The sequence below is a fragment of the Amycolatopsis sp. WAC 01416 genome, from assembly GCF_003947485.1.
In the GTDB taxonomy this organism is placed as follows: domain Bacteria; phylum Actinomycetota; class Actinomycetes; order Mycobacteriales; family Pseudonocardiaceae; genus Amycolatopsis.
The window spans coordinates 133,019-157,064 of sequence record NZ_QHHX01000009.1; the positions used below are offsets into that span (position 1 = coordinate 133,019).

Consider the following 24,046-nt stretch of genomic DNA (forward strand, 5'->3'; position numbering starts at 1 on the left):
CGAAAGGCAAGACATGTCCGACGTCCTGCGCGCCCCCGCCGAACTCAAGTACGCCGAAGAGCTGGATTGGCTCGAGTCGATCGACGACAGCCCCAAACCGTTCGCCTGGCGCCTGTCCCCGAAGATGGTGCGCCTGTTCGTCCTCGGCGCCGAGCGCGCCGACGGCCTCGACCGTGAGATCTCGCAGAAATGGTTCGGCGACCGGAGCATCGTCGAACGAGCCATCGTCACGCTCGCCTCCGACCGCGGGCTGCTGCTGATCGGCGACCCCGGCACCGGCAAGAGCTGGCTCGCGGAACTGCTGGCCGCGGCGATCTCCCGCAACTCGACGCTCGTCGTGCAGGGGACCGCCGGCACCACCGAGGATCACATCAAGTACTCGTGGAACGTGTCCATGGTCATCGCCAAAGGCCAGTCCCGGGAGTCGATGATCCCGTCGCCGATCATGACCGCGATGGAGGCGGGCTCGATCGGCCGGTTCGAGGAGCTGACCCGGTCCACCAGCGACGTGCAGGACGCGCTGATCTCGATCCTGTCCGAGAAGTACATCTCGGTACCGGAGCTGGACAGTGACGGCATCGTCTTCGCCAAACCCGGCTTCTCCGTGATCGCCACCGCCAACAGCCGTGACCGCGGCGTCAACGACCTGTCCTCCGCGCTCAAGCGCCGGTTCAACTTCGTCCGCATCCCGGTGGTGACGAACAAGAAGAGCGAGGCGGAGATCGTCCGCTTCCGCACCGAGGAACTGCTGCGCCGTCACCAGATCGAGCTGGACGTGCCGCCGACCCTGCTCGACGTGCTGCTGCGCAGCTTCGGTGACCTGCGTGCCGCGGCGGCGTCGGCGGGCAGCGACGACGAGAAGCTGGAGTCCGCGTTGTCCACCGCCGAACAGATCGGCGTGCTCGAAGACGCGGTGCTGCACAGCAACTTCTTCGGCGAACAGGCGCTGACCGCCCGAACGCTCGCGTCGTCGCTGGTCGGCTCACTCGCCCGTCGTGAGCCGGAAGACCTGGCGATTCTCAACAAGTACCTGCACGGCGTCGTCGAGCCGCGCAGCAAGGACGAGGGCGGAGACTGGCCGGAGTTCCTCGACGGCGGCCGCGACGCGATCGCCACGCTCTCGTGAGCGGCGCCTTCGAGGCGCTGCGCGGCCAGTTGCAGGAGGCCGCGGCCGCCTTCGCCGACGGGCCCGGCGCGCTGGAGGGCATCCTGCTCGGACTCGTCGACGACGTCGACCGCGCGGTGCGGGAACCGTTGGAGATCTTCCCGGTCTGCCACCATTCCCCGGCTTCGGCCGTGGCGATGGCCCGGCGGTTGCGGGAGAAGCAGCCGAAGGTGGTGTACCTCGAGCTGTGCGAAGACATGGCGCCCTTGCTGACCGAGCTGCGCAACTGCCGTCTTCCCGTCGCGGTGCAGGCTTTCGCGACGGACGTGAAGGGCTTCCCCGCCGAGTGGGCGCCCTTGTCCGTTGTCGCGCCGATCACCGAGGCTTCGGCCGAGTACCAGGCGATCGCGTACGCCCTCGACACCCCGGGTGTCGAACTCGTCCTCGTCGACCGGTCGGCCGACCACGTCTTCCAGTGGAACGAAGGCGAACCCGCTCCGGATCCGGACGCGCCGCCCGCGGAGGAAGAGGCCGCGCTGCACGGTGACGCGGTCGGCGTCGAGATCGGTGACCTGCGGCCGCGGTTCGCCGAACTCGAGGAACACCTCCTGCGGCACGGGCGGGTGCGGCACTGGTCGGAGTGGTGGCACCAGTACGTCGAGCTGCCGCTCGGGGACAGCGACCACGACACCTACCGCCAGGTCATGTTCCTGATCGGCAGCCTGTTCCGCCGTCTCGCGCCGGGCGACACCCGGCGCGTGCGGGTGGACGAAGACCGCGAGCGTTACATGTGGACCCGCATGCGCGAGCACCTCGCCACTTCGGGTGCGGATCCCGCGGACTGCCTCTACATCTGCGGCGCGTTCCACGCGGCCAGCCGGGTCGCGGAGTTCGGCGTCGAAGGCACGGACGGGTTCGTGATCAGTCCGCGCAGCGCGAGCACCTGGCAGTACGGGCTGATCCCGTCGAGCCACGCCTCGATCGAGGCGCAGTTCGGGCTCGCCGGGGGATCGGTGTCGATCGCCGCGACGGAGTGGGCGAAGAACCTCAAGCGCACCAAGGTGAAGCAGTTCCAGCTGGACGGGCAGGTTGGCGTCCCGAAGCGGAAGAAAGCCGCGGAGCTGCCGGCACAGACGCCGGATCCGGCGTCGTCGGATCAGCTTTCCGGTTTCCTGCAACGGCCTCCGGTGCTCGACCGGCTGGACGAGGCCGAGTTGCTCGGCTGGTCGGTCGAGATCGTGCGGGCGGCGCGCCGCAATGGGTACCTGTCCTCGACGGCCGACGCCATCGCGGTGTTCGAGACCTCGATCCTGCTGGCGGGCCTGCGTGACAGGGCCAAGCCGACGCCGTACGACTTCCAGGACGCGGCGGTCACCTGTATCGAGAAGGACGTCGTGCCCGGCAGACGCGACGTGCGCCGCCTCGTCGAGATCATGATGGGCGGCGACCGGATCGGCCAAGTCGGCTACGACGCGTTGCCGCCGCTGGCACGCGACGTGCACGACAGGCTCGAGCCCCTGAACCTCAAGCTGCAGCAACGAGGTGTGCAGCGGGCGCTGCTCGACATCGCTTCGAGGCCGGAGCTGGAGCCCTGCTCCGATCTGCTGTGGATGCTGCGGTACCTGATGCCGCACGGCGCGGCGCGGCCGATCATGGGGGAGCGGCGGCTCGGTGAACGGCCGATCCAGGAGTCGTGGGATCTGGCGCTGGGCACTCACCAGCGGGCCCTCATCGAGTTGGGCTACGAGGGCGTCAGCATCGAGCAGGTGCTGGAGCAACGGCTTCGTCGTGCCGCCTACCATCCGCAGGCCACCGCGGCGAAGGTGCTCGGAGCGGTCGAGGACGCGACGCTCTACCTGCGCAGCGCCCGGCTGGCGGGGGAGCTGGGCACGCGTGCCCTGGAGGTGCTGGCCACCGAACGCTCCGTCGACGGAGCGCCGGAAGTGCTGCGGCGGGTGCGGAGGCTGCTGGCCCACTACCGGACCAGCGAGCCGGTGCTGCCCCGATGGATCGAGGATTTCGTCAGGACGGGGTACGCGCATTACTGCACCCTGCTCCCGGCGGCCTTCGCCGACGAGGAGGCCGGTGTCGAGCAGGTCGCCGCGATGCTCGGCTTCCTGTTCAGCATGGAGGCGCTCGCCTTGTCGCTGGGGTGCGACCGTACGCAGCTGGAGCTGGCGATCTCCGGATCGCATCCGGAGGAGCCGTCGAAGGTGGCGTTGCTGTGGGCGGCGCAGGTCCAGCTCGGACGCCTCTCGCGCGCGGAACTCCGCGAGCGGTGCGCCGGACTGCTGGCCAACCCGTTGGTGCTGCCCGCTTATCCGCGCTACCTGAGCGGGTTCGTCCACGCGTTGGAACCGGCGCCGGGATTGGCCGACTTCGTCGTCGAGGCGGTGTCGAACGCCTTCTCCGAGCTCCCGGACAGGGTGCTGCTGCCGTGGTTGCCGACGTTGATCACCACGCTGCGGTCCCGGGGCGCGGACCTGGTGCCGCTGCTCGTGCGTGAGGCGGGGCGGATCTTCCCCGGTCGCCTGGCGGCGCTCGATGAATGGGTGCCGCCCTGGAAAAACCAGTCGGAACCGCTTGCCATATTGAGGAAATCGGGCGGGAGCGGGCTCGCGCTGCTGGCCGCGCACCCGGCGGCCTGCGACGCCGTGGCGGGGCTGCTGGGCTGCGACGAGCCTTGGGGGAGCGCCGCACCCACTGGCTTGAGGCTGCTAGAGCGGTACCCGGACTCCGCCGCCGCACTGGAGGAGGTGCTCACCGGGGTGTGAACCCGAGGGCGGTCGCCGGGCATCCGGCGACCGCCCGATCGGTCAGTCGGCGACCCAGCTTCCGTGGAAGCCCAGCGGCACCGGCCTCGGCAGATGGATGCGCGCCAAGGGTTTCGCGGTGAAGTCCTGTGCCGCGAGGATCACCAGGTCCGAGGCGTTGCGGTCGGGATTGTTGACGTAGGCGATGGCATAACCGTCGTCCTCGGACTTGCCGCGGGACGACGGGACGAAGACCGCTTCGCTCGCGTCGGCGCCCCGCCCGAATTGATGCACCTCCGAGCGTCCGTTCCGCAGGTCGTGCTTGATCAGCGCGTTGCCGAAGGTATCGGCGGGCTTGTCCAGGTAGACGTCGAACAGTTCGCCGGGGGAGGCCGAGTAGCCGTACCGGTGCCGTCGTGACACCAGGCTTTCGTTGACCCGCGGGAACTCCTGTGGCCGGTCGTCGAGGACACGGCGCCGCACACGGCCCAGCGCGAGATCGATCGTCCAGCGCTCCAGCACCGGCGGCCCTGACGCCGACGGGCCGCCGAAGCCCTGCTTGCCTGCCACCTCGAACGGTGCCGGCATCGTCGTCAGGTCGACCACCACCGTGGAGCCGTGGTCGTAGGCGTTGAGCGTGTGCGAGTAGAACACCGGATCCACGCCGAACCAGCGGACGGGGCCACCATCGCGTTTCATCACCCCGACCCTCGCCGGGTGATCCGTGTTCCACTTGTAGGGCACGACTTTGCCCGGCTGCGGGTCGAAGGTGACCGGTACGTCGAAGACGACCACATAGTTCTCCGTGAGCCCGAAGTCGTGCATCATCGGGCTGTCAGTGACCGGGATCCGGGTGGTCCGCCCGACGCGGCCGGTCCGGTCGATCATCAGATGCCGTACGTGGTCCCAGGTCGGGTGGTAGGTCACGGCGTGCAGTTCGTCGGCGCGCGCGTCGAACTTGGTGTGCGCGGTGTAGGAGCCCTCCAGTGAGCCGCTGAAATCGAAGGGCCCCAAGGTGTTCAGCTCGCCGTCGAGTTCGTATGGCGGGGCGCCGGACTCCTGCAGGGTGAGGATGCGGCCGTGGTGGCTGATCACGTGGGTGTTCGGCGCGAAATCCTCGGTGGGCACCGGCCACGGGTACCGCTCGCCCAGTTTCGCCGCGACACCGGACGAACGCACCCATCGGTTGCGGTACCACTCGGCCTTCCCGTCGCGCAGCCGGACACCGTGCACCATTCCCTCACCCAGCATCCAGTGGTGAGCGCGCGGATCTTCGAGCCCGAGGGCGTTCGGCCCGGTGCGCAGGTACCGCCCGCAGAGGTCGTTCGGAATGCGGCCGGTGACCGGCAGGCCGAACGCGGTCACCTCCTCCTTCACCGGCGCGAACGCGCCTTCGGCGAACGGGTAACGCGGTTTCGCCGGATTCGTCGCGGCGAACGCGGGCGCGGTGCTCCCGTAGGTCGCGGCGGCTCCTCCGATGGCGAGGGCGGCCGCGCCGCGGAGCACGTTCCGCCTGTTCGGTTCGGTCATGTCGATCCCCCAACTCGGAAACAACTGTGTATGCCATGAACAGTGTATGCCTTTACCTGTTTTGGATGCAACAATGCCCCGATGGACGACGTCGAGATCGGGTTGCTGCCGCCGGGTACCGCGCTGGCCTGGGGGAACGCCCCGGCGCCCCGGCGCGGGCCGAAACCGGGATACAGCCTCGAGCAGATCGTCGACGCGGCCATCGCGCAGGCCGACGCGGAGGGCTACCAGGCACTGTCCATGCCGTCGATCGCCAAACGGCTCGGCATCACCGCCAATGCGCTTTACCGGTACCTGAGCTCCAAGGAGGAGTTGCTCGTCCTGGTCGCCGAAGCGGCCTGGGGGCCGCCGCCGGAACTGTCGTCCGGCGACTGGCGCGCAGCGGTGACGGCCTGGGCTCGCGCGCTTCTCGCACGCTGCCGTCGCCACCCGTGGCTGATCGACCTGCCGGTGCGAAGGGCGCCGAGCACGCCGAATCTGCTGGGGTGGCTGGAAAACTTCCTGGAGGGGATGGCCGGCTCGGGTCTGAACATCCAGGATGCGACCGGCTGCGCCGTCCTCGTGGACGGCTGGGTCCGCAGCACCGCCTCACTGCTGCGAGACGTCAACGCGAGCCCTTCGGATCAGGTCCGGGCGTTGAGCGCGTTCCTGGGGCCGCGTCTCGAAGGCCGAGGCTACCTGCGCGTCGCCGCCGTGATCTCCGGCGAGGCGTACGGCGAAGAAGGTATGGAGGAAGCCGACATCGAGTTCGGTCTCGGCCGCATCCTGGACGGCATCGAAGCGCTCATCGATCGCCGCTGAACACCTCGTCGATCCGGTCACGAGCCGGCGGACATCGGCGCGAGCGCGGGTCAGGTGGGGTAGGCGCGCAACTGGACATCAAGACGAGATTCGGCCCGACCCGTGTCCGGCGTTGCGGCCCGCGGGACGGTCCGCCGATCGTGCTGCTCTCCGGCGGGATGGGAACGTCACTGTCCTGGTGTCCGCATATCGCCGAACTCGCCGTCCGGCACCGGATCCACGCCGTCGACATGATCGGCGAGCCGGGGCGATCGAGCCAGACCGCGCCCATCGGTCCACGGAGGACTGCGCGGATCGGCTTGCCGAAGTCGTCGATGGGGTGCTCGCGGGAACCGGCCACAAGAAGGTCTGCTTGCCGGCGTTTCGCGAGGCGGCTGGCTCGCCTTGAACCTCGCTACCCGGGCGACCGGCCGGATCGCCGTCGTCGTCACCTTCGAAGCCGCGGGGTTCGGCGCGATCGGCCGGAGCTTCATCTGGTGGAGCTTCCGTGAGATCTTGCCGAAATGGCTGCTCCGGTTGGTGTCGTCCGGGGATCCCGCGGTCCGGCGTACCGTGCGACCTCTGCTTTTCGGTGCCCTCAAATACAAACAGCGCCTCCCTGAAATGCACCTGTTCAGCGACGACGAGTTGTCCGCGATCGACGTGCCCGTCCGGCGACCCGGCTCGGATCACTGAACCCGCACATCGATGTGGAGGTCGTGCCCAAGGCCGCACATGGGTTGTCCCTGGAGAAACCGGTGCTGATCACCGCCCGGACTCTCGAGGCCGCGCATCACGCCAGTACGGCTTCGTGACGCGACCACGACGGCGAACGGCCGAGCAAGGCGACGATCGTGTCCAGGTCGGACGGTCCCTTCTCGTCGACGGCAGGGGCGAAGGCGGCGCCGGGTGCCTTCCGGTTCTTCCCGTCCGGAATCGATTCGGCGAACCGCAGCCCGGCGTCGAGGACCTCTTGCTGGAACGTGATCGGCAGGCCGAGGGTTTTGGCGACGTCCCACGAGTGCACCAGGTAGTCGACGAAATGGAAGCCTAGAGCCTGCTCCGCGGTGAAGGTGACTTCGGTGGAGAACTCGGGAAGGGCGAACTTCCGGTCGGCGAGGTCGTGGGGGACGAAGGCGTTCAGGACTCGCTTGACCGAGGCGCGGTAGGTCTCCACGGGGTCGTCGCCCAGCGGGAGCAGGCGCCAGTGGCCGAGGTCGGTCTCGCCCTCGGCCGCGGCGGCGAAGCCGTGGTGCTGAGTGGCCATGTGCGCCAGCAGGCCGTGCAGGGTCCAGGCGCTGCACGGCGTCGGCTTGGTCAGGTCGGCGGGCGTGATCTTGGTGACCAGATCCAGACTGGCCCGAGTCACGATGGCGTCGAGGATGCGGAGTTCATCGATAGGCATACGCATATCATCTACATATGCATACGAGTTCGTCAACCGGTTTCGCGAACCGGGTCGGTATGGTCTGCGCATGGCGGAGCAGGGGAGGCCGGATCTCGCGGCGATGCTCGGCGGGCTGATGCGACGGCTGATGAACGCCGAGACGCCGGTGCTGGCCGAGCACGGGTTGACCATGTGGGGCTACGTGGTGCTGAGCGCGCTCGACGACGGGCCCGTCCGCACGCAGGCCGCCCTCGCGAAGGCGGTCGGCGCGGACAAGACCCGGATCATCGGCACCCTCGACAAACTCCAGGAGGACGGGCTGATCACCCGCGAGCCGGATCCGAAGGACCGCCGGGTCCGGCTGCTGGGGATCACCGAAGCCGGCCGCGCCGCGCGAAGGTCCGCCCAGTCGGAGATCCAGGCGCAGGAGGAGCGGCTGCTCGGACAGCTTTCCGCCGCCGATCGCGAAGCCTTCCTTCGCGCCGCGCGTGTGCTGTCCGAGACGCGGTGTCCGTGAGTCAGCCGAGCGACTCCACGACCATGCCCGCCGGATAGTCCGACGGCGACCGGCGCCACCACGCGCCGAAAGCCTGTGCCAGCCGCCGTGGCACCTCGACCTGCGCGCCGCCTCCGTGGAAGTCGATCGTCACCAGAACGCCGCCGATTTCCGTGGAACCCCAGGGGATCCGCCGGATCAACTTCGCGTAGTCGGCGCTGGCTGACACGAACGTGACCACCTTCGCCGCCCCGATCCGGCGTGCCTCCCCGAGGACGGCGTCTTCGAGCACACCGGACGGCCAGTCGCGGAGCTTGAGTTTCCGGTCGTAGCAGGAGATCGGCTCGTCGGCGCGCAGCAGCCCGTAGCCGCCGCTGAGGATCAGCGTCCGCCCGGACGCGGCGGCCTCGCCCAGGGCGCCGCCGACGTTCCGGTAGAAGTTCCCGTTGTAGCGCAGCCACGCGGGCCGCAACCCGCCGTCGTCGACCTTGGACCTCGCCAGGACATCGGCCCGCGCGCGAAGCATCGCCTCCGGCCAGACAGTGCTGGACTCGGGCAGGTCACCGCCTCGGTTCTTGGCCTTGGAAGGGCCGAGAACGGTCAGCGCCTCGCGCGGATCGATCGCGTCGAGAACACCGGTCGCCTCCATCGAAGGGATCCTATCGGCGACGCGCTGACCGGACGCTGATCGGTCCCGGGCATGCTGGAAGGACCAGACCGCGGAAGGGGGATCATGTCGCCACTCGTCGTGCACGGCTTGTGGTCCCGTGGCCGCGGGATCGTGCTGTGGGGTGAGCACGGCGACCGCCCGGCGACGACGTCGATGCGGCCGTCGAGCGCGGCCCGGCCGCATCCGTTCGCCGCGTCGGTCGCGGATCTGACGGCCCTGCATCCCGGCAAGCCGGCGTCGGCCGTCCTGCTGCTGCCGTCACGGCGCGGCGGACCGGTCGCCTCGCCCGAATTGGGCGCGCGGGGCCGTCCGCAGCGGGAACTGACGCTGGAACCCTGGTCGGTGCCCGCGCTCCTGATCGACCCGTCCGAGCTGGGGGACCTGGCCGACACGGTCAGCTACGGCACCTCCGTCCGTCACCTTCGCGCCGTCGTGCGGCTGGCGGACGACCTGGTGCGCCGCGGCCGGGTGCTTCCCACGCTCGTGCGGAACGAGATCGTGGCGCGGGCGCGCTGGCGGCCGGTGGCCCGCGGTGGCGACGCGGTCGCGGTCCGGGCGCTGATCGCGGCCACCCCACCGGTCGGCCGGGCCGAACACCCCGGACCGGATCCGGCGGCGCTCGTCACCGACGCGCTCCGCACCCTGGTCGACGCCGCGGTCCGCGACCGGCTGGCCGCCGCCGGACACGCCAAGGAAAGTGACGGGCGCGAAGGCCCGTTCGGGTCGTGGCTCCACGCGCTGAAGAGCGCCGACGACCGGATCGGCCAGTCGCCCGGACGGATGGGGATCGTCGCCGAGGGCATCGCCGCCTGGGACGCCGTCGGCGACACCGACCTCACCGAGGGCACCGTCTGCGTCCGGCTCGACGAGGTTCCGACGCTGCACGGCCCGGCCGACGACCCGGACGACCAGACCGGCGACGGGACCAAGTGGCAGCTGCGTTTCCTCCTGCGCTCCACGGCCGACCCCAGTCTTCTGCTCCCGTCCGAGGACGTCTGGTCCGGCAAGGCGGGCGCCAAGTTCACCGACCCCGAAGGCCTCTTCGCCGCCGAGCTGGAGCGGGCCGCCGAGGTGCTGCCGCTGCTCCGCCCCGCGGTCGAAGCCGAGAAGCCGGGCATCTATGACCTCACCGTCGCCGAAACCGTGGAGTTCCTCGACGGCGGCGCGGAGCGACTGGTCGCGGCCGGGTTCGACGTCCAGCTCCCGGCGAGCTGGGGCGGCCGGCGGAAACTCGCGCTCAAACTGTCCGTCCGCGGCGCGCCCGTCGACCAGGCCGCCGTGCACCGGCTCGGGCGGCACCAGCTCGCCTCCTACCGCTGGGCGCTCGCCGTCGGGGAGGACGCGCTGACCGACGAGGAACTCGCCGGGCTCGCCGCCGCGAAGTCGTCGCTGGTGCGGCTGCGCGGCCGGTGGGTGAGCGTGGACCCCGAGCTGCTGCGCGCCGGCCTGGAGTACCTCCGTCGCGAGCCGGATCGCGAGAAACCGCCGCTACCCACCCCGGCGGACCTGCTGGCGTTGCTCCGAGGCGGCTTCGAAGCGCCGCTGCCGGTCACCGAAGTCACCACCGACGGCTGGATCGACGACTTCCTCGCCGGACGACTCCAGCGCACGATCGAGCCGATCGAGCTGCCGCCGACCTTCGTGGCGACGCTGCGGCCCTATCAGAGCCGTGGTGTTGCCTGGCTTTCATTCATGGCGTCGATCGGGCTCGGGGCCTGCCTTGCCGACGACATGGGGCTCGGCAAGACCGTCCAGCTGCTCGCGCTCGAAGCGATGGAGAGAGCGCAGGACGATACGGGACCGACGCTGCTGGTCTGTCCGATGTCGCTGCTCGGGACGTGGCAACGGGAAGCCGCCAAATTCGCCCCGAAGTTGCATGTCCACCTCCATCACGGCGCCGATCGCGGCCGCGTGCGGACCGAGGGCGCGGATCTCGTCGTCACCACCTACTCGACCGCCGCCCGCGACGCCGACGAACTCGCCGCCATCCGCTGGCACCGGCTCGTACTCGACGAGGCGCAGGCGGTCAAGAACGCGAACACCGGACCCGCGCAGGCCTTGCGCCGGATCCCGGCCGGGCATCGGGTCGCACTGACCGGGACGCCGGTGGAGAACCGGCTCGCCGACCTGTGGTCGCTTTCGGATCTGCTCAACCCCGGCGTCCTCGGTGGCAGGCAAGAGTTCCGTGAGCGGTTCGAGGTGCCGATCGAGCGCCGGGGCGACCTCGCCGCGGCCACCGAGCTGCGCCGGCTGACCCGGCCGTTCCTGTTGCGGCGCCTCAAAACCGACCCCACCGTGCTCGCGGACCTGCCCGAGAAGATCGAGATCCTGCAGGAATACCGCCTCACCCGCGAACAGGTGACGCTGTACCGCGCGACCGTGGACGAGATGATGACGAAGATCGCCGACAGCGCCGGGGTCAAACGGCGCGGCAACATCCTCGCCGCGATCACCAAACTCAAGCAGATCTGCAACCATCCCGCGCATCTGCTGCACGACGGTTCGCCGATCGGGCACCGCTCCGGCAAGGTCGACCGGCTCGAAGAACTCCTGGCGGAGATCCTGGACTCGGGCGATCGCGCGCTGTGCTTCACCCAGTTCGCCGAGTTCGGCCACCTGCTCGTGCCGCATCTCTCGCACCGGCTGAACGTGAAGATCGCCTTCCTGCACGGCGGGTTGTCGCAGCGGCGCCGAGACTCGATCGTCGAGCACTTCCAGTCGGGCGAGGGCCCGTCGATCCTGCTCGCGTCGCTGAAGACAGGGGGAGCGGGGCTGACCCTCACCGCCGCCACCCACGTCCTGCATCTCGACCGGTGGTGGAATCCGGCGGTCGAGGAACAGGCCACCGATCGCGCGTTCCGCATCGGCCAGCGGCGCAGCGTCCAAGTGCGGAAGTTCGTCTGTCCCGGAACCATCGAGGAACGGATCGACGAAGTCATCACCAAGAAGGAGGCGCTGGCCGATCTCGTCGTCACCGACGGGGAGGACTGGCTCACCGAGCTGTCCACCGATTCGCTGCGCGAGGTCTTCACGCTCGGCCGGGAGGCGGCCGATGACTGAGGGATTCCGCCGGGCGCTCGACGAACTGGGTGTCCACAGAGGACTCGTGCCGCCCTGCACGGTCGATACGCTCACGCTCGGGCCGGGGGCAGCCGTCGCCAGGGTCCGGGTGACCAGGCAACGGTTCTACGAGGTCCGTATCGGCTTGCCGGCGTTCGGCAAACAGGTGTGGACGGCGGTCGCCGCCGCCGTCGTCGCGGACGAGCCCACGAGGACCGCCTTGCTCGACGGACGGGTCCCGGACGGCATCGATCGCTTCTTCGCCGCCGAGCAGGTGCCGCTGTTCCCCGAGGCGGCGTGGGAACTGTCGCTGGACTGCACGTGTCCCGGCACCCGCGTCCCGTGCGATCACCTCGTCGCGGGCCTGATCGCTCTCGAAGCGGACATGGACCCGTTCTCGATCTTCACGCTCCGCGGACGCGATCGCGCGACGCTGCTCGAAGAGATCGGACGGCAGGCGGGTGCGCGCGTGACAGCTCCCGCCGCGGAAGACGAAACAGCAGGGCTCGACGAGGTGATGGACGATTTCTTCGGCTGGGGCCCGGCCGGGGACGTCACGAACAGGCGACGCCCGCCCGCCGGGGATCCGCTGGGGCTGCTCGACGAGGTCCCGCCGCTCAAGGCCACAGTGGACGGAAAATCGGTCACCGCCCTGCTGCGGCCGCTCTACCGGGCGATCACCGGTCAGGAGAAGTAGGCGTCGACGATCGTGTCGTCCACTTCGGACAGAGTGGCGGGCGACCACTTCGGCGCACGGTCCTTGTCGATGATCTGCGCCCGGATGCCTTCGGCGAACTCGGCGGTCGAGAGTGCGTGGGCCGAAATCCGGTATTCCTGCGCCAGCACGGTTTCCAGGTCGGGCATCGCCGCCGCCGACCGGAGCGCCCGCAGGGTCACCTTCAGCGCGGTCGGCGACTTCGCCTCGATCTCCTTGGCGGCGGTGGCGGCCGCGTCACCCCCGGCGTGAAGCCGGGCCAGGACCTCTTCGACGGTGTCCGCCGCGTAGCAGTGGTCGATCCAGGCAGCGTCCGCGGCCAGCGCGCTCGGCGGCGCGGGCTCGGAGATCAGCTCCAGCGCGTCGTCCGTGGGGCGCGACGTGAGCGCGTCGAGCAGGTCCGGGATCCTTTGGCTGGGCACGAAGTGATCGGCGAGTCCACAGTGGATCGCGTCGGGCCCGGAGATCGCCCCGGCGGTGAGCGCGATGTGCGTCCCGAGTTCGCCGGGAGTCCGGGACAACAGATACGTGCCGCCGACGTCGGGGACGAAACCGATGCCGGTCTCGGGCATGCCGACGCGGGCGCGTTCGGTGACGATCCGGTGGCTGCCGTGCGCGGAGACGCCGACCCCGCCGCCCATCACGAGCCCGTCCATGAGTGCGAGATACGGCTTGGGGTAGCGCGAGATCAGGAGGTTGAGGCGGTACTCGTCGGCCCAGAACCGCAACGACGCGGTGCCGCCGCCGCGCGCGTCTTCGTAGATGGCGCGGATGTCGCCGCCGGCGCAGAGCCCGCGATCGCCGGCGCCGTCGATGAGCACGGCGCGGACTCCGGGGTCGGCGCGCCACGCTTCGAGGTGGTCGAGCATGGCGAGGACCATGCCGTGGTTCAGCGAGTTCAGCGCACGCGGCCGGTTCAGCGTGATCCGGCCGATTCCGCTCTCGACGAGGAACTGGACGTCGTTCACGAAGCCACCCTAAAAGTCGGAAGTCCGACTATGTGGAGCTTGTGGCGTACGCCTCGGACGGGGAAGTCGGTGCTTTGCTAGTGCTAATAACTGCCAGCGGGCGCGAGGTACGGTCTGGTAGTCATCGGTCATGAGCGATGAGCCCACCGCGGCGGAGCTGGCCGACGAACTTCTCGACGTCCTCGCGACCGAGCTCCCTTTGATGGCGACGTTCGACAACGTCCCCGGGCACGACCACGAACTTCGGGACGTGTCGGAGGCGGGCGACGACCGGCTGCGCGAGCGCGCCGTCCGGATCGCCGGGCAGGCCGCCCGGTCCACCGATCCGGACCGGATCACCCTGGGGGTCGTCACTCATCACGCGGAATCGCTCCTGACCAGGCTGGATTCGCGGCTGACGGAATTCATCCTCGCCGATCCGATGGTGGCCGAGGGGATCGGGGTGCTGGCGTGGCTTCCGCAGCTGGAGCCGTCGGGGGAACAGGCGGAGGAGGACTATCTGGACAGGCTGGCCGCTTTCCCGGAGTTCTTCGCGGCACTGGCCGAGCGCCACCGTGCCGGGGTCGCGGCGGGCCGGACCCCGGTGGAACGCGCGGTGCGCAACGCCGTCGACTACCTGGACCGGATCCTGGCCGCCGAACGCCACCCGGTGCTCGTCCCACCGTTGACCGGCGACCGTGTCGCGCGACGGGAGCGGCTGTTCACCGAGCAGGTGCGACCGGCGCTCGTCGCCTATCGCGAGGTGCTCGCCCGGGAGATCGCCGGACGTGGCCGCCCCGACGACCGGCCGGGTCTCTACTGGCTGGAGGGCGGCAAGGAGAGTTACGCCGGCTTGGTCAAGACGCACACCACCACCGGGATCTCGCCGGAGGAACTGCACGAGACCGGTCTCGAACTCGGCCGGGCGCTGGACGAGGAGTACCGGCGGCTCGGTGCGGCCGTGTTCGGCGAGCACGATCCCGCTGCGGTCCGGCTGCGGATGCGCACCGATCCGTCGCTGCGCTGGCGGGACGCGGACGAGATGATCACGACCGCGACGGAAGCGGTCGCGCGGGCCGCGGCCGCCGCGCCTGGCTGGTTCCGGCGGATGCCGTCGGCCGAATGCGTCGTGCGTGCCGTGCCGGAAGCCGACGGGCCCTCCGCCGCGCAGGCGTACTACATGCCGCCGTCGGCGGACGGCAGCCGTCCCGGCGTCTACTCCACCAACACCTACCGGGTGACCGAGCGGTTCCGGTTCATCGCCGAGTCCGTCGCCTTCCACGAAGCCGTTCCAGGGCACCATTTCCAGGCCGGTGTGTCCTACGAGCTCGACGGAGTGCCGCGGCTGCGCAGGCTCGTCCCGCTCTCGGCGTTCGACGAGGGCTGGGCGCTCTACACCGAACGGCTCGCCGACGAGATGGGGCTGTACTCGGACGACGTGATGCGGCTGGGCATGGTCGCCGAAGACTCCTTGCGCGCCGCGCGGCTCGTCGTCGACACCGGACTGCACGCGCTGGGCTGGAGCCGGCAGCGATGCGTGGACTACCTCGCCGGACAGTGCGTGCTCAGCGATGTCGAGGTGCAATCGGAGACCGACCGCTACATCGAATGGCCCGGTCAGGCGCTGTCGTACATGACGGGCAGGCTGGAGATCCAGCGGTTGCGCGCCTTCGCCGAGGAGGAGCTGGGAAAGGCGTTCGACATCCGGGACTTCCACGACGTGGTGCTGAGGAACGGGCAGGTGCCGTTGCCCGTGCTCAGCGACATAGTGCGGGAATGGGTGGCAGGCACGCGGCGCCGGGAGTGACCCCGGCGCCGCGCGAGCGAGCTCAGTCGCGCTTCGCGAGCATCGCGACTTCGGCGTCGGACAGCGGCCGGTCGTACAGCCGGACGTCGTCCACCGCGCCACGCAGGAAGTCGACCTGCTGACCGCCGTACTGGCCGCGGCCGACCACGGTGTGTCCGGTGCTCGGTGCGGCGGAACAGGCGTTCTGTGAGGCGACCTTCTGGCCGTCGACGTACAGCGACAACGTGCCCGCCTTGGCGTCGCGGACCCCGGTCAGGTGGTACCAGCGGCCGACTTCCGGCTTCTCCGGCGACAAGGCGCGGAGGCCGACGAAGCTCATCGCCCACCGCTGATCCTGCCCGGAGTACTGCAGGAAGAACGCGCTGTCGCGGCCGGTGTCCTGGCTGACGACGGTCTGGAAGGCGCCGCTCGCTTCATCCAGCTTCGCCCACGCCGAGACCGAGTAGCTGCTCGCCGTGTCGACGAGATTCGCCCCGGTGTCGGCCTGGCCGTTGCCCGTGAAGGCCAGCGCGCCGCCTTCGACGCCGCCTGCCCACTGCGTGTTGGTCAGCGCGGCGTGCGCGGTGCCGACCGAGTCCTTGGCGCTGGATCCGGTGCCCTCGTTGAACTTGTACGCGTGCACACCGGCGAGTCCCGGAGTGCCGGGACCCGGGTCGGGTGCGCCGGAACCACTGCCGTCGGCGTTACGGATGATCGCCTGGTTGACCGCGCGCACCTGCGCGAAGTCCATCTTCTTCACCTGCCTGTCGTAGGTGAAGAAACCGTTGACCTCGTGCTCGACATCGGTGATCTGCGTGTAGATCGAGCCGCTGATGCCGCAACTCTGCGCCGACGCGAGCACATCGCGCTGGTTCTGGACGTAGCGGCTGTTCAGCGTCGCCTGGTCCTTCACCATCTCGTAGGCGTGGCCTTCGCCGAACCACATGTGGTCCTCGACTTCGAGGCCGTAGCCGCCGTGTTCGCCGTCGATCGAGATCCGCTTGGCGTCGGGCATCGGCTTCGCGGGGCCAGGGTAGGCGTGCCAGTCGATGACGTCACCCTTGCCGGAGTCGCCGAGGGAATCGCAGCAGTTGACACCGCTGTGCGCGTTGACCAGCCGCGTCGGATCCTGGGCCTTGACGTCGTCGGCGATCTTGCCGGTGGTCTCGCGCGACCATTCGCCCCAGCCCTCGTTGAACGGCACGTAGCCGACGATCGAGGTCCAGTTCTTCTTCTGCTCCACCAGTTCCTTCAGCTCGACCTGGAACTGCCGCTGAGCGTCGGCAGGCGGGCGCCCGCCGGTGCGCATCGACGGCATGTCCTGCCAGACCAGCAGCCCGAGTTTGTCGGCGTGGTGGTACCAGCGGTCGGGTTCGGTCTTGATGTGCTTGCGGACCGTGTTGAAGCCGAGGACCTTGTGCTGTTCGAGATCGAAGCGCAGCGCCTGGTCGGTCGGCGCGGTGTAGATGCCGTCCGGCCAGTACCCCTGGTCCAAAGTGGACTGCAGGAAGAGGATCTTGCCGTTGAGGGTGAAGCGGAGTTTGCCGTCGGCGCCCTTCGCGGTGCCGAATTCGCGCATGCCGAAGTAGGACGAGACCTTGTCCACGGTGCGTCGGCCGTCCTTGAGCTCGACGTCCAGGTCGTAGAGGAACGGCGAATCCGGCGACCAGAGTTTCGCCTTGGGCACCGGCAGGGAGATCGTCCCGGCAGCGGACGCCTTGCTGCGGCTGACCACCTTCCGGCCGTCGCGGACCACGGCCTCGACGGTCAGCCCGGAGTTCCCGCCGGTGTCGACGGTGAGCTTCAGCGTGGAGGACTTGAGATCGGGGACCATGCCGAGCGTGCCGATGTGCTTCGCCGCGACCGGTTCCATCCACACGGTCTGCCAGATGCCCGAAGCGCCTTCGTAGAAGATCCCGCGGTCGGGGACCAGCCGCTGCTTGCCGACGGGCTGCCAGGTCGCGTCGGCGCGATCCTCGACGCCGACGATGATCTCCTGCTCTCCCTGGGGTTTCAGCGCCGAGGCCACGTCCGCCGAGAACGCGCCGTAGCCGCCCTGGTGCGCGGCCACCTCCTTGCCGTTGACGTAGACCTTCGCCTTGTAGTCGACGGCGCCGAAGTTGATCCGGAGGGTGTTGTCTCTGCCGACGTTCCAGTTCCGGGGCACGGTGAACGTGCGCCGGTACCACATGAAGTCCTCATGCCGCTGGATCCCGGAAAGCGCCGATTCGGTGGGGTAGGGGACCAGGATCTTCTCGGCGAGCTTCTCGCCGAAGGGCGGGACCTCGCCGGGGGCGGCGCCGGCGAACTCCCAGACCCCGTTGAGGTTCTGCCAGTTCTCGCGCACCAGCTGCGGCCGCGGGTACTCGGGCAACGCGTTCGAGGGCGACACCTGATTCGTCCACGGCGTCGTCAGGCGCGGCTTGCCCATCTTCCAGCCGCTCTCCGCGGCCGTCGCGGCTCCCGGCGTCATCGCCAGGGCGGAGACCACCGCGACCGCGGTGACCAGTGATTTCCGGAAGCGTCTCGGCTTTCGGGAGCGGTGTGGTGACAACGTTGACAACATCTGCTCGACACCCTTCTCCGGGGGCGGCCGCCTCGGCGGAGGTGCGCCTCCCGCTGGACTTGTGCAGGCGTGAAACCACGACGCCGTGGCCGGGGAACCAGTGTGAGCCGGGCCACGGGCGGCCGTCAGGATGTTTTTACATCGTTGATACAACGTTGTAAAGCGTCGAAGGCCTCGAATCGGTCCTGGGTGGAAGAGCTGTCCTGTGTGTCAGGGAAGGCGGGTTTCCCGCAGCCACTCGGCGAGCTTCCGGTAGTCGGCGCTGGTCAAGCCGCGCCGGGGATCGACCCGATGCAGGAGGGCCGGTCCGGGATGGTTGCCGGACACCCAGTCGCGATCGATGTCGGAAAGCTCGTCGTCGATCCACACGAACGGACGGTCCTGGGCGTGGTCCAGTAGAGGGCGGGTCTTCCAGTGCAGGCCGATGCGGGCGTCGAACTCGTCGGTGTCGGACGGCTCCGGCCAGTCCACCACTGGCAGGCGGGGTAGGCCGAGTCTGGGGGCGAGGGAGTCGTTGGCGTCCTGAAGCCAGGTCGTGGCCCAGATCAGCTCGCCGGGAAGAGCTTTCAGGCGCAAGCCATGCGACGGGTCGAGCCTGCCGAGAAGCGGGTTCTCGTCATCCTGCGGCGACGGTCCGAACAAGGGGTAGCTCGAAGGCTCCAGCCCGAAGGGGATGAGCGGGCCGTCGACGTCGAGGTAGATCAGAGGACCTGGGGCCACGACGGCACACGTTATCGGTGTTCGTCGTCGCGGTGCGTTGACACAATAATTGACCGATAGGTAACTTACTGGCGAGTCAGATCGGAGGGAGGCATCGATGCCGACCGAGGAGCGTTCCTGGTGGGGCTGGGGCACCACCGCCGGCGCACTGTCCAGGGAAGAGTCCGACGCACTGGTCGCCCGCACCTCGGGGGTGCTGCCCGCTCACGACTTCACCGACCACGCCCCGCCGGACCCCGCGGCGCTCGACGTCCCGGCATCGCGGATCCGTCCACCCGCGGCGCTCGCCGCGTTGTGCAGCGACCTTCCCGCCGATCGGCTGTCCCACGCCAGGGGCAAGGCGTTCCGCGATGTCGTCCGCAACCTGCTCGGACGGCTCGGCCACGTGCCGGACCTGGTCGCCCGCCCTCGCACGGAACAGGACGTCGTCGACCTCCTCGACTGGTGCACGACCTCAGGCACCCCGCTGATTCCTTACGGTGGCGGCAGTTCCGTGGTCGGCGGGGTCGAACCGAGGTTCGACGGGCCGGCGATCTCGATGGATCTCGCGGGCCTGGGTGGCGTACTCGAAGTGGACACGGTCAGCCGCGCGGCCCGGATCCAGGCCGGGATCTTCGGGCCGGCGCTGGAAGACCGCCTTCGCCCGCTGGGGCTGACCCTGCGGCATTTCCCGCAGTCGTTCGCCCATTCGACGCTCGGCGGCTGGCTCGCCACCCGCGCGGGCGGGCATTACGCCACCCTCGCCACGCATATCGACGATCTCACCGAATCGCTGCGTGTCGTCACACCCGCTGGGATCAGCGAATCCCGGCGCCTGCCGGGATCGGGCGCCGGCCCCTCGCCGGACCGGATGTTCCTCGGCTCCGAGGGAACGCTCGGTGTGATCACCGAAGCCTGGATGCGCCTGCAGGACCGGCCGGTCTGGCAAGTGACCGCGTCCGTCGCCTTCGAACGGCAGGATGACGCCGTCGCCGCCACCCGCGCGATCGCGCAGTCCGGGCTGTACCCGTCGAACTGCCGTCTGCTCGACCCGGCGGAGGCGTTCATCAACGCGGGCGCGAGTGTGGGGGGTGGCCTCCTGCTGATCGGGTTCGAATCCGCCGATCATCCGGTCGACCCCTGGCTCGACCGCGCGCTCGAAGTGACCGCGGGCCACGGTGGAATCGTGAAAACCAGGCGCGGCAAGGATTCCTCCGGCCAGGACAGTGCGTCGACGTGGCGATCGTCGTTCCTGCGCATGCCCTATCAACGCGACGCGCTGGCCCGCCGGTCGCTCATCGTGGAGACCTTCGAGACGGCGTGCACCTGGGACGGCTTCGAGGAGTTCCACGACGCGATCACGTCGGCCGCACGCGCCGCGATCGACGAGGTGTGCGGCGGTGCCGGTGTCATCACCTGCCGTTTCACCCATGTCTACCCCGACGGTCCCGCGCCCTACTACGGGATCTACGCGGCCGGGCGCTGGGGGAGCACGGTCGAGCAGTGGGACGAGATCAAGGCCGCCGTCTCCGAGGCGATCGCGGCCCATGGCGGCACGATCACCCACCACCACGCCGTCGGCCGCGACCACCGGCCCTGGTACGACCGGCAGCGTCCCGACCCGTTCGCCGCCGCGCTCGACGCCGCCAAGTCCGCCCTCGACCCGGCGGGAATCCTCAATCCCGGGGTGCTGCTCCGCTGACCGGCGAGCGGACGAACGAGGTCAGCAGCGTGGTGAACCGCATGGCAGCCAAGGACAACGTCCGCCCCGCCATGGTCTGCACCTGGGCTTCGCGCTTGCGGAACACGGCGTTGTCGAGCAGGACATAGGCCACTCCTTCGGTGGCGGCGTCCTCCTCGATGTCACCCAGCCCGCCCACGAGCGTGATTCCGCCGCCGCGGCGGACGAACTCGTACTTCGGGCTCAGTTCGTTGCACACCAGCACCGGATGCGCTGTGAGGTTCTCGATCCTGGTGGCGATGTCGAACAGGTCGCGCAGGCTCTGCCCCGGCGTCGGCAGTGCGAGCGGGTGTACGCACAGTTCGGCGAGCCCCACGGAGTCGCGGCCGGTGAGCGGGTGATCGAGCGGGACGATCGCGTACACCGGGACGACGACCGCGCTTTCGACACGCACACCGTGCTGAGGTCCCGTCGCGAACGTGACGGCGACGTCGGCCGCGCCCTCCAGAACCCGCCGCGTCGCCTCCTCCCTGGTCACGACGTCGATGTGGAACGTGACGTCGTGGTCGCGCCGGAAAGTCGCGATCGCCCGCGGGACGACACGGCGGGCGAATCCCTCGGAGCAGGCGACCGTGAGGGACCGGGCGTGCAGGCCGCGGCCGGTGCGGAGTTCGTCGACGAGAACGGCCGATTCGGCCTCGCTGCGGCGGACGTGGTCGAGCAGCCGGTTCCCGGCCTCGGTCGGCACCATGCCACGCGGATGCCGGACGAACAGCGGTACCCCGATGCCTGCTTCGAGTTTGGCGATCTGACGGCTGATCGCCGAGGGCGCCACCGTCAGTTCCGTCGCCGCCTCGGACACCGAACCGGTGCGGGCGACTTCGAGGAAGTACGTCAACGCGATCGGCAGCAGTCGCATCAGGTCTCCGCAGGTTTGCCTCAATGAGAACGCGGAGCACCGTAAACGGCAATGGTCAGGGTACGCAAACCGACTTACGCTCCTCAGCGATACTCGACGAGCGAATCGGGAGATACCGTGGCGATCCCTGCAGGACTGGTCTCGAAAGCCCGGGAGCACGTCGACTCGGGTGCGTTCTTCGCCGAGCTCGCCGACCTTGTCCGGTATCCGACTGTGAGCGATCATCCGAGCGGCCGCGTTGCCATCAAGGCATATCTGGACGAGGTGCTGACCCCGGCGCTGACCGCGCTCGGCTGTTCCGTGGCGACCCGGCCCAATCCCGACCCGGCCGGCGGCCCGTTCCTGATCGGAACCCGTATCGAGTCGCCGGAGCTGCCGACACTCCTGTGCTACGGCCACGCCGACGTCGTCGACGGGCACGAGGGCCGGTGGAGCGAAGGCCGGGACCCGTGGACGCTGACCGCCGACGGCGAGCGCTGGTACGGCCGCGGCTCGGCGGACAACAAGGGACAGCATCTGATCAATCTGACCGCGCTCAGGCTGCTCCTCGCCGAGACGGGTTCGCTCGGGTTCAACCTCAAGTTCCTGTTCGAGACCGGCGAGGAGATCGGTTCGCCCGGTCTCGACGAGTTCGTCGCGGCGAACCGGGAGGCGCTGAGCGCCGACGTCCTCGTCGCGTCCGACGGTCCGCGCCTGGACGCGGCGACACCGACGTTGTTCCTCGGCGCGAGGGGCAGTGTCCGCATCGCCCTCGACGTGGATCTCCGTCCCGACGCCTACCACTCGGGGAACTGGGGCGGTGTCCTGCGCAATCCCGCCACCACCCTCGCCGGGGCGATCGCCTGTCTCGTCGACGGGCACGGCCGCGTCCAGGTGCCGGAACTCCTGCCGCCAGGACTCCCGGACAGTGTCCGCGCGGCGCTCACCGCGCTCCAGATCGGGAACACGCCAGGGGATCCGGCGCTGGACGAGGGCTGGGGTGACACCGGGCTGACCGCGGCCGAGCGGCTGTACGGCTGGAACACCCTCGAAGTCCTCTCGCTGGGCGCGGCCGACATCGAGCGGCCGGTCAACGCCATCCCCGGCCGCGCCCGCGCGATGCTGCAACTGCGCTACGTCGCGGGCACCGACGTCGACCGCGTGGGCGAGGCGATCACGAAACACCTTGCCGCGCATGGATTTTCGATGGTCGACGTGACCGCCGAAGGCAGCTTCCTCGCCAGCCGCACCCCCGTGGACGACCCGTGGGTCGGCTGGGCGAAGGGCGTCCTCGACGAGGTTTCCGATCGTCGGGTGGCGATCCTGCCGAGTTTCGGAGGGGGACTGCCGAACCACGTTTTCACCGACCTGCTCGGCCTTCCGACGCTGTGGCTGCCGCACTCCTATCCCGGTTGCCTGCAGCACGCGCCCGACGAACACCTACTCGCGCCGATCGCGCGAGAGGGGCTCGTCCTCGCCACGGCGCTGTTCCACGCGCTCGGGCGGCGAGGCGAGGAAGCATGATGAGCGACCAGACGATGGCCAAGCCGCGCACGCCGTCGTCCACGCGACGCGCGATCGCCGCCGCGACCATCGGCAACGCGCTCGAATGGTTCGACCTCGCCGTGTACGCGCTCATGGCGGCCTACATCGGCAAGACCTTCTTTCCCGGCGGGAACGCGGCCGTCCAGCTCGTCCAGGCGTACGCGGTCTTCGGCATCACATTCCTCGTACGCCCGCTCGGCGGTCTAGTGCTCGGCGCCTACGCCGACCGGTTCGGCCGCAAGAAGGCGCTGGTGCTGACCATCTGGCTGATGGTCGCCGGGACGTTCCTGCTCGCGGTGATGCCGGGATACGCGACGATCGGTTTCCTCGCCCCGGTCGGCGTGATCGTCGCCCGGCTGATCCAGGGCTTCGCCGCGGGCGGGGAATTCGGGGCGGCCACGTCGTTCCTGATCGAACAGGACGATCGCCGCAAGGGATTCCTCGGCAGTTTCCAGTTCGCCAGCCAGGGTTTCGCGACGCTGTTGTCCGCCGGGTTCGCCGCCGGGCTGACCGCCGCACTGAGCGCCGACGCGATGACGTCGTGGGGCTGGCGGATCCCTTTCATCTTCGGACTGCTCGTCGGCCCGGTCGGCTACTACATCCGGCGTCACGTCGACGAACCCGCGGCCGAGCAGGCGGATAAGCCGAAGTCACCGCCCGTGCGGACGCTGTTCCGTTTCCATTGGGGCGGCCTGCTGATCGCCGGGGGAGCGCTGGTCGTCTCGACCTCGCTGAACTTCATCCTGCAGTCGCTGCCGACGTTCGCGATCAAGAACCTGGGCCTTGACGACTCGCTGTCGTTCGTCGCACTGATGATCACCGCCGCCATCCTGACCGTCGTGACGCCGATCGTGGGCCTGCTCACCGACCGGCACGGCCGCATCAAGATCATGATCGCGGCCGCGGCGGTGATCGGAGCCGGTGTCGTGCCGTTGTATCTGTGGGTCACGATCTCGCCGTCGTTCCTGACGCTCACGATCACGATGACGATCCTGGGGCTGCTGAAGGCAACCTACTTCGGCGCGCTTCCTTCGGTGATGGCGGACGTCTTCCCCGCGCACACCAGGGCGACGGGCCTTTCGTTCGCCTACAACGCGACCGTCGGGATCTTCGGCGGTTTCACGCCGACCATCGCGACCGCGATGATCGCGGCCACGGGGTCGCCGGTTTCGCCTGGGTACTACCTTCTGGCGACCGCGTCGCTGAGCATCGTCGCGCTGGTCGCGGCGAACCGGCGCCGCGGGATTCGCTGAATTCGAGGGAAAGACGGGCGCTGCCACGACAAGATGCGGTCGGCCAAAGCGTCGCCGGGGATGTCCGAATGGCCGCGTGCGGGATCGAACACCGCGACCTGCTGCTGGTTGGTAGGGAACGCCAGGCGGCAGGGGCACGAGGTGCCAGTGGACGCGCCGGTTGGCCAGGTACTCA

The 24,046-nt window shown here is 69.3% G+C and carries 18 protein-coding genes; 11 read left to right on the top strand and 7 right to left on the bottom strand.

Going from position 1 to position 24,046, the window contains the following annotated elements; translation table 11 throughout:
• Positions 1-13 precede the first annotated feature (13 nt).
• Both DL990_RS29390 and DL990_RS29395 read left to right on the top strand, forming a co-directional pair.
• Positions 14-1,126: an AAA family ATPase gene (locus DL990_RS29390; RefSeq protein ID WP_125800605.1), complete on the top strand. Its 1,113-nt coding sequence runs from the start codon at positions 14-16 to the stop codon at positions 1,124-1,126.
• Positions 1,123-3,879: a DUF5682 family protein gene (locus DL990_RS29395; RefSeq protein ID WP_125800606.1), complete on the top strand. Its 2,757-nt coding sequence runs from the start codon at positions 1,123-1,125 to the stop codon at positions 3,877-3,879. Before DL990_RS29390 ends, DL990_RS29395 begins: the two co-directional genes overlap by 4 nt.
• A 42-nt stretch (positions 3,880-3,921) precedes the next feature.
• Here DL990_RS29395 and DL990_RS29400 read toward each other — a convergent pair whose 3' ends face one another.
• Complete coding sequence (locus tag DL990_RS29400; RefSeq protein WP_125800607.1) at positions 3,922-5,388, bottom strand: carotenoid oxygenase family protein; 1,467 nt, start codon at positions 5,386-5,388, stop codon at positions 3,922-3,924.
• An 81-nt stretch (positions 5,389-5,469) separates the two neighbouring features.
• Here DL990_RS29400 and DL990_RS29405 point away from each other — a divergent pair, with 81 nt between their 5' ends.
• Positions 5,470-6,189, top strand: coding sequence for a TetR/AcrR family transcriptional regulator (locus DL990_RS29405; protein ID WP_125800608.1), 720 nt, complete (start codon positions 5,470-5,472; stop codon positions 6,187-6,189).
• Positions 6,190-6,573: 384 nt separating this feature from the next.
• Positions 6,574-6,864 carry a hypothetical protein gene (locus DL990_RS41970; protein WP_233598830.1) on the top strand — a complete coding sequence of 97 codons (291 nt, stop codon included), beginning with the start codon at positions 6,574-6,576 and terminating at the stop codon, positions 6,862-6,864.
• Positions 6,865-6,961: 97 nt separating this feature from the next.
• Here DL990_RS41970 and DL990_RS29415 read toward each other — a convergent pair whose 3' ends face one another.
• Positions 6,962-7,573 carry a TIGR03086 family metal-binding protein gene (locus tag DL990_RS29415; RefSeq protein ID WP_125800609.1) on the bottom strand — a complete coding sequence of 204 codons (612 nt, stop codon included), beginning with the start codon at positions 7,571-7,573 and terminating at the stop codon, positions 6,962-6,964.
• A 70-nt stretch (positions 7,574-7,643) separates the two neighbouring features.
• On the opposite strand from DL990_RS29415, the gene DL990_RS29420 reads away from it, so the two are divergent.
• On the top strand, positions 7,644-8,072 hold the full coding sequence (locus tag DL990_RS29420) for a MarR family winged helix-turn-helix transcriptional regulator (protein WP_125800610.1): 429 nt from the start codon (positions 7,644-7,646) through the stop codon (positions 8,070-8,072).
• Position 8,073: 1 nt separating this feature from the next.
• Here DL990_RS29420 and DL990_RS29425 read toward each other — a convergent pair whose 3' ends face one another.
• Positions 8,074-8,700: a hypothetical protein gene (locus DL990_RS29425; RefSeq protein ID WP_125784583.1), complete on the bottom strand. Its 627-nt coding sequence runs from the start codon at positions 8,698-8,700 to the stop codon at positions 8,074-8,076.
• A gap of 84 nt (positions 8,701-8,784) precedes the next feature.
• Between DL990_RS29425 and DL990_RS29430 the strand changes: the two genes are divergently transcribed.
• Positions 8,785-11,781, top strand: a complete 2,997-nt coding sequence (locus tag DL990_RS29430) for a DEAD/DEAH box helicase (RefSeq protein WP_125800611.1) — start codon at positions 8,785-8,787, stop codon at positions 11,779-11,781.
• Positions 11,774-12,478 (top strand): hypothetical protein, encoded by a 705-nt coding sequence (locus tag DL990_RS29435; RefSeq protein WP_125800612.1) that lies wholly within the window; start codon positions 11,774-11,776, stop codon positions 12,476-12,478. Before DL990_RS29430 ends, DL990_RS29435 begins: the two co-directional genes overlap by 8 nt.
• On the opposite strand, the gene DL990_RS29440 is transcribed toward DL990_RS29435, so the two are convergent.
• The gene (locus tag DL990_RS29440; protein WP_125800613.1) at positions 12,466-13,464 is read right to left on the bottom strand and encodes an enoyl-CoA hydratase/isomerase family protein; all 999 of its coding nucleotides are present in this window, start codon (positions 13,462-13,464) and stop codon (positions 12,466-12,468) included. The genes DL990_RS29435 and DL990_RS29440 overlap by 13 nt on opposite strands.
• Positions 13,465-13,594: 130 nt before the next feature.
• Here DL990_RS29440 and DL990_RS29445 point away from each other — a divergent pair, with 130 nt between their 5' ends.
• Complete coding sequence (locus tag DL990_RS29445) at positions 13,595-15,250, top strand: DUF885 family protein (protein ID WP_125800614.1); 1,656 nt, start codon at positions 13,595-13,597, stop codon at positions 15,248-15,250.
• Between the two features lie 22 nt (positions 15,251-15,272).
• On the opposite strand, the gene DL990_RS29450 is transcribed toward DL990_RS29445, so the two are convergent.
• Complete coding sequence (locus DL990_RS29450; protein ID WP_370451382.1) at positions 15,273-17,795, bottom strand: LamG-like jellyroll fold domain-containing protein; 2,523 nt, start codon at positions 17,793-17,795, stop codon at positions 15,273-15,275.
• Positions 17,796-18,005: 210 nt separating this feature from the next.
• On the bottom strand, positions 18,006-18,515 hold the full coding sequence (locus DL990_RS29455; protein ID WP_125800615.1) for an HAD domain-containing protein: 510 nt from the start codon (positions 18,513-18,515) through the stop codon (positions 18,006-18,008).
• A 97-nt stretch (positions 18,516-18,612) separates the two neighbouring features.
• Between DL990_RS29455 and DL990_RS29460 the strand changes: the two genes are divergently transcribed.
• Positions 18,613-20,196, top strand: coding sequence for an FAD-binding oxidoreductase (locus tag DL990_RS29460; RefSeq protein WP_125800616.1), 1,584 nt, complete (start codon positions 18,613-18,615; stop codon positions 20,194-20,196).
• Here the strand turns inward: DL990_RS29460 and DL990_RS29465 are convergent.
• On the bottom strand, positions 20,171-21,094 hold the full coding sequence (locus DL990_RS29465) for a LysR family transcriptional regulator (RefSeq protein WP_125800617.1): 924 nt from the start codon (positions 21,092-21,094) through the stop codon (positions 20,171-20,173). The genes DL990_RS29460 and DL990_RS29465 overlap by 26 nt on opposite strands.
• A gap of 117 nt (positions 21,095-21,211) precedes the next feature.
• On the opposite strand from DL990_RS29465, the gene DL990_RS29470 reads away from it, so the two are divergent.
• Both DL990_RS29470 and DL990_RS29475 read left to right on the top strand, forming a co-directional pair.
• Entirely contained in the window at positions 21,212-22,597 is a 1,386-nt protein-coding gene (locus DL990_RS29470; RefSeq protein ID WP_199746655.1) for a M20 family metallopeptidase, read from the top strand.
• Positions 22,597-23,871, top strand: coding sequence for an MFS transporter (locus DL990_RS29475; protein ID WP_233620615.1), 1,275 nt, complete (start codon positions 22,597-22,599; stop codon positions 23,869-23,871). The genes DL990_RS29470 and DL990_RS29475 overlap by 1 nt, the downstream gene beginning before the upstream one ends.
• Positions 23,872-24,046 lie beyond the last annotated feature (175 nt).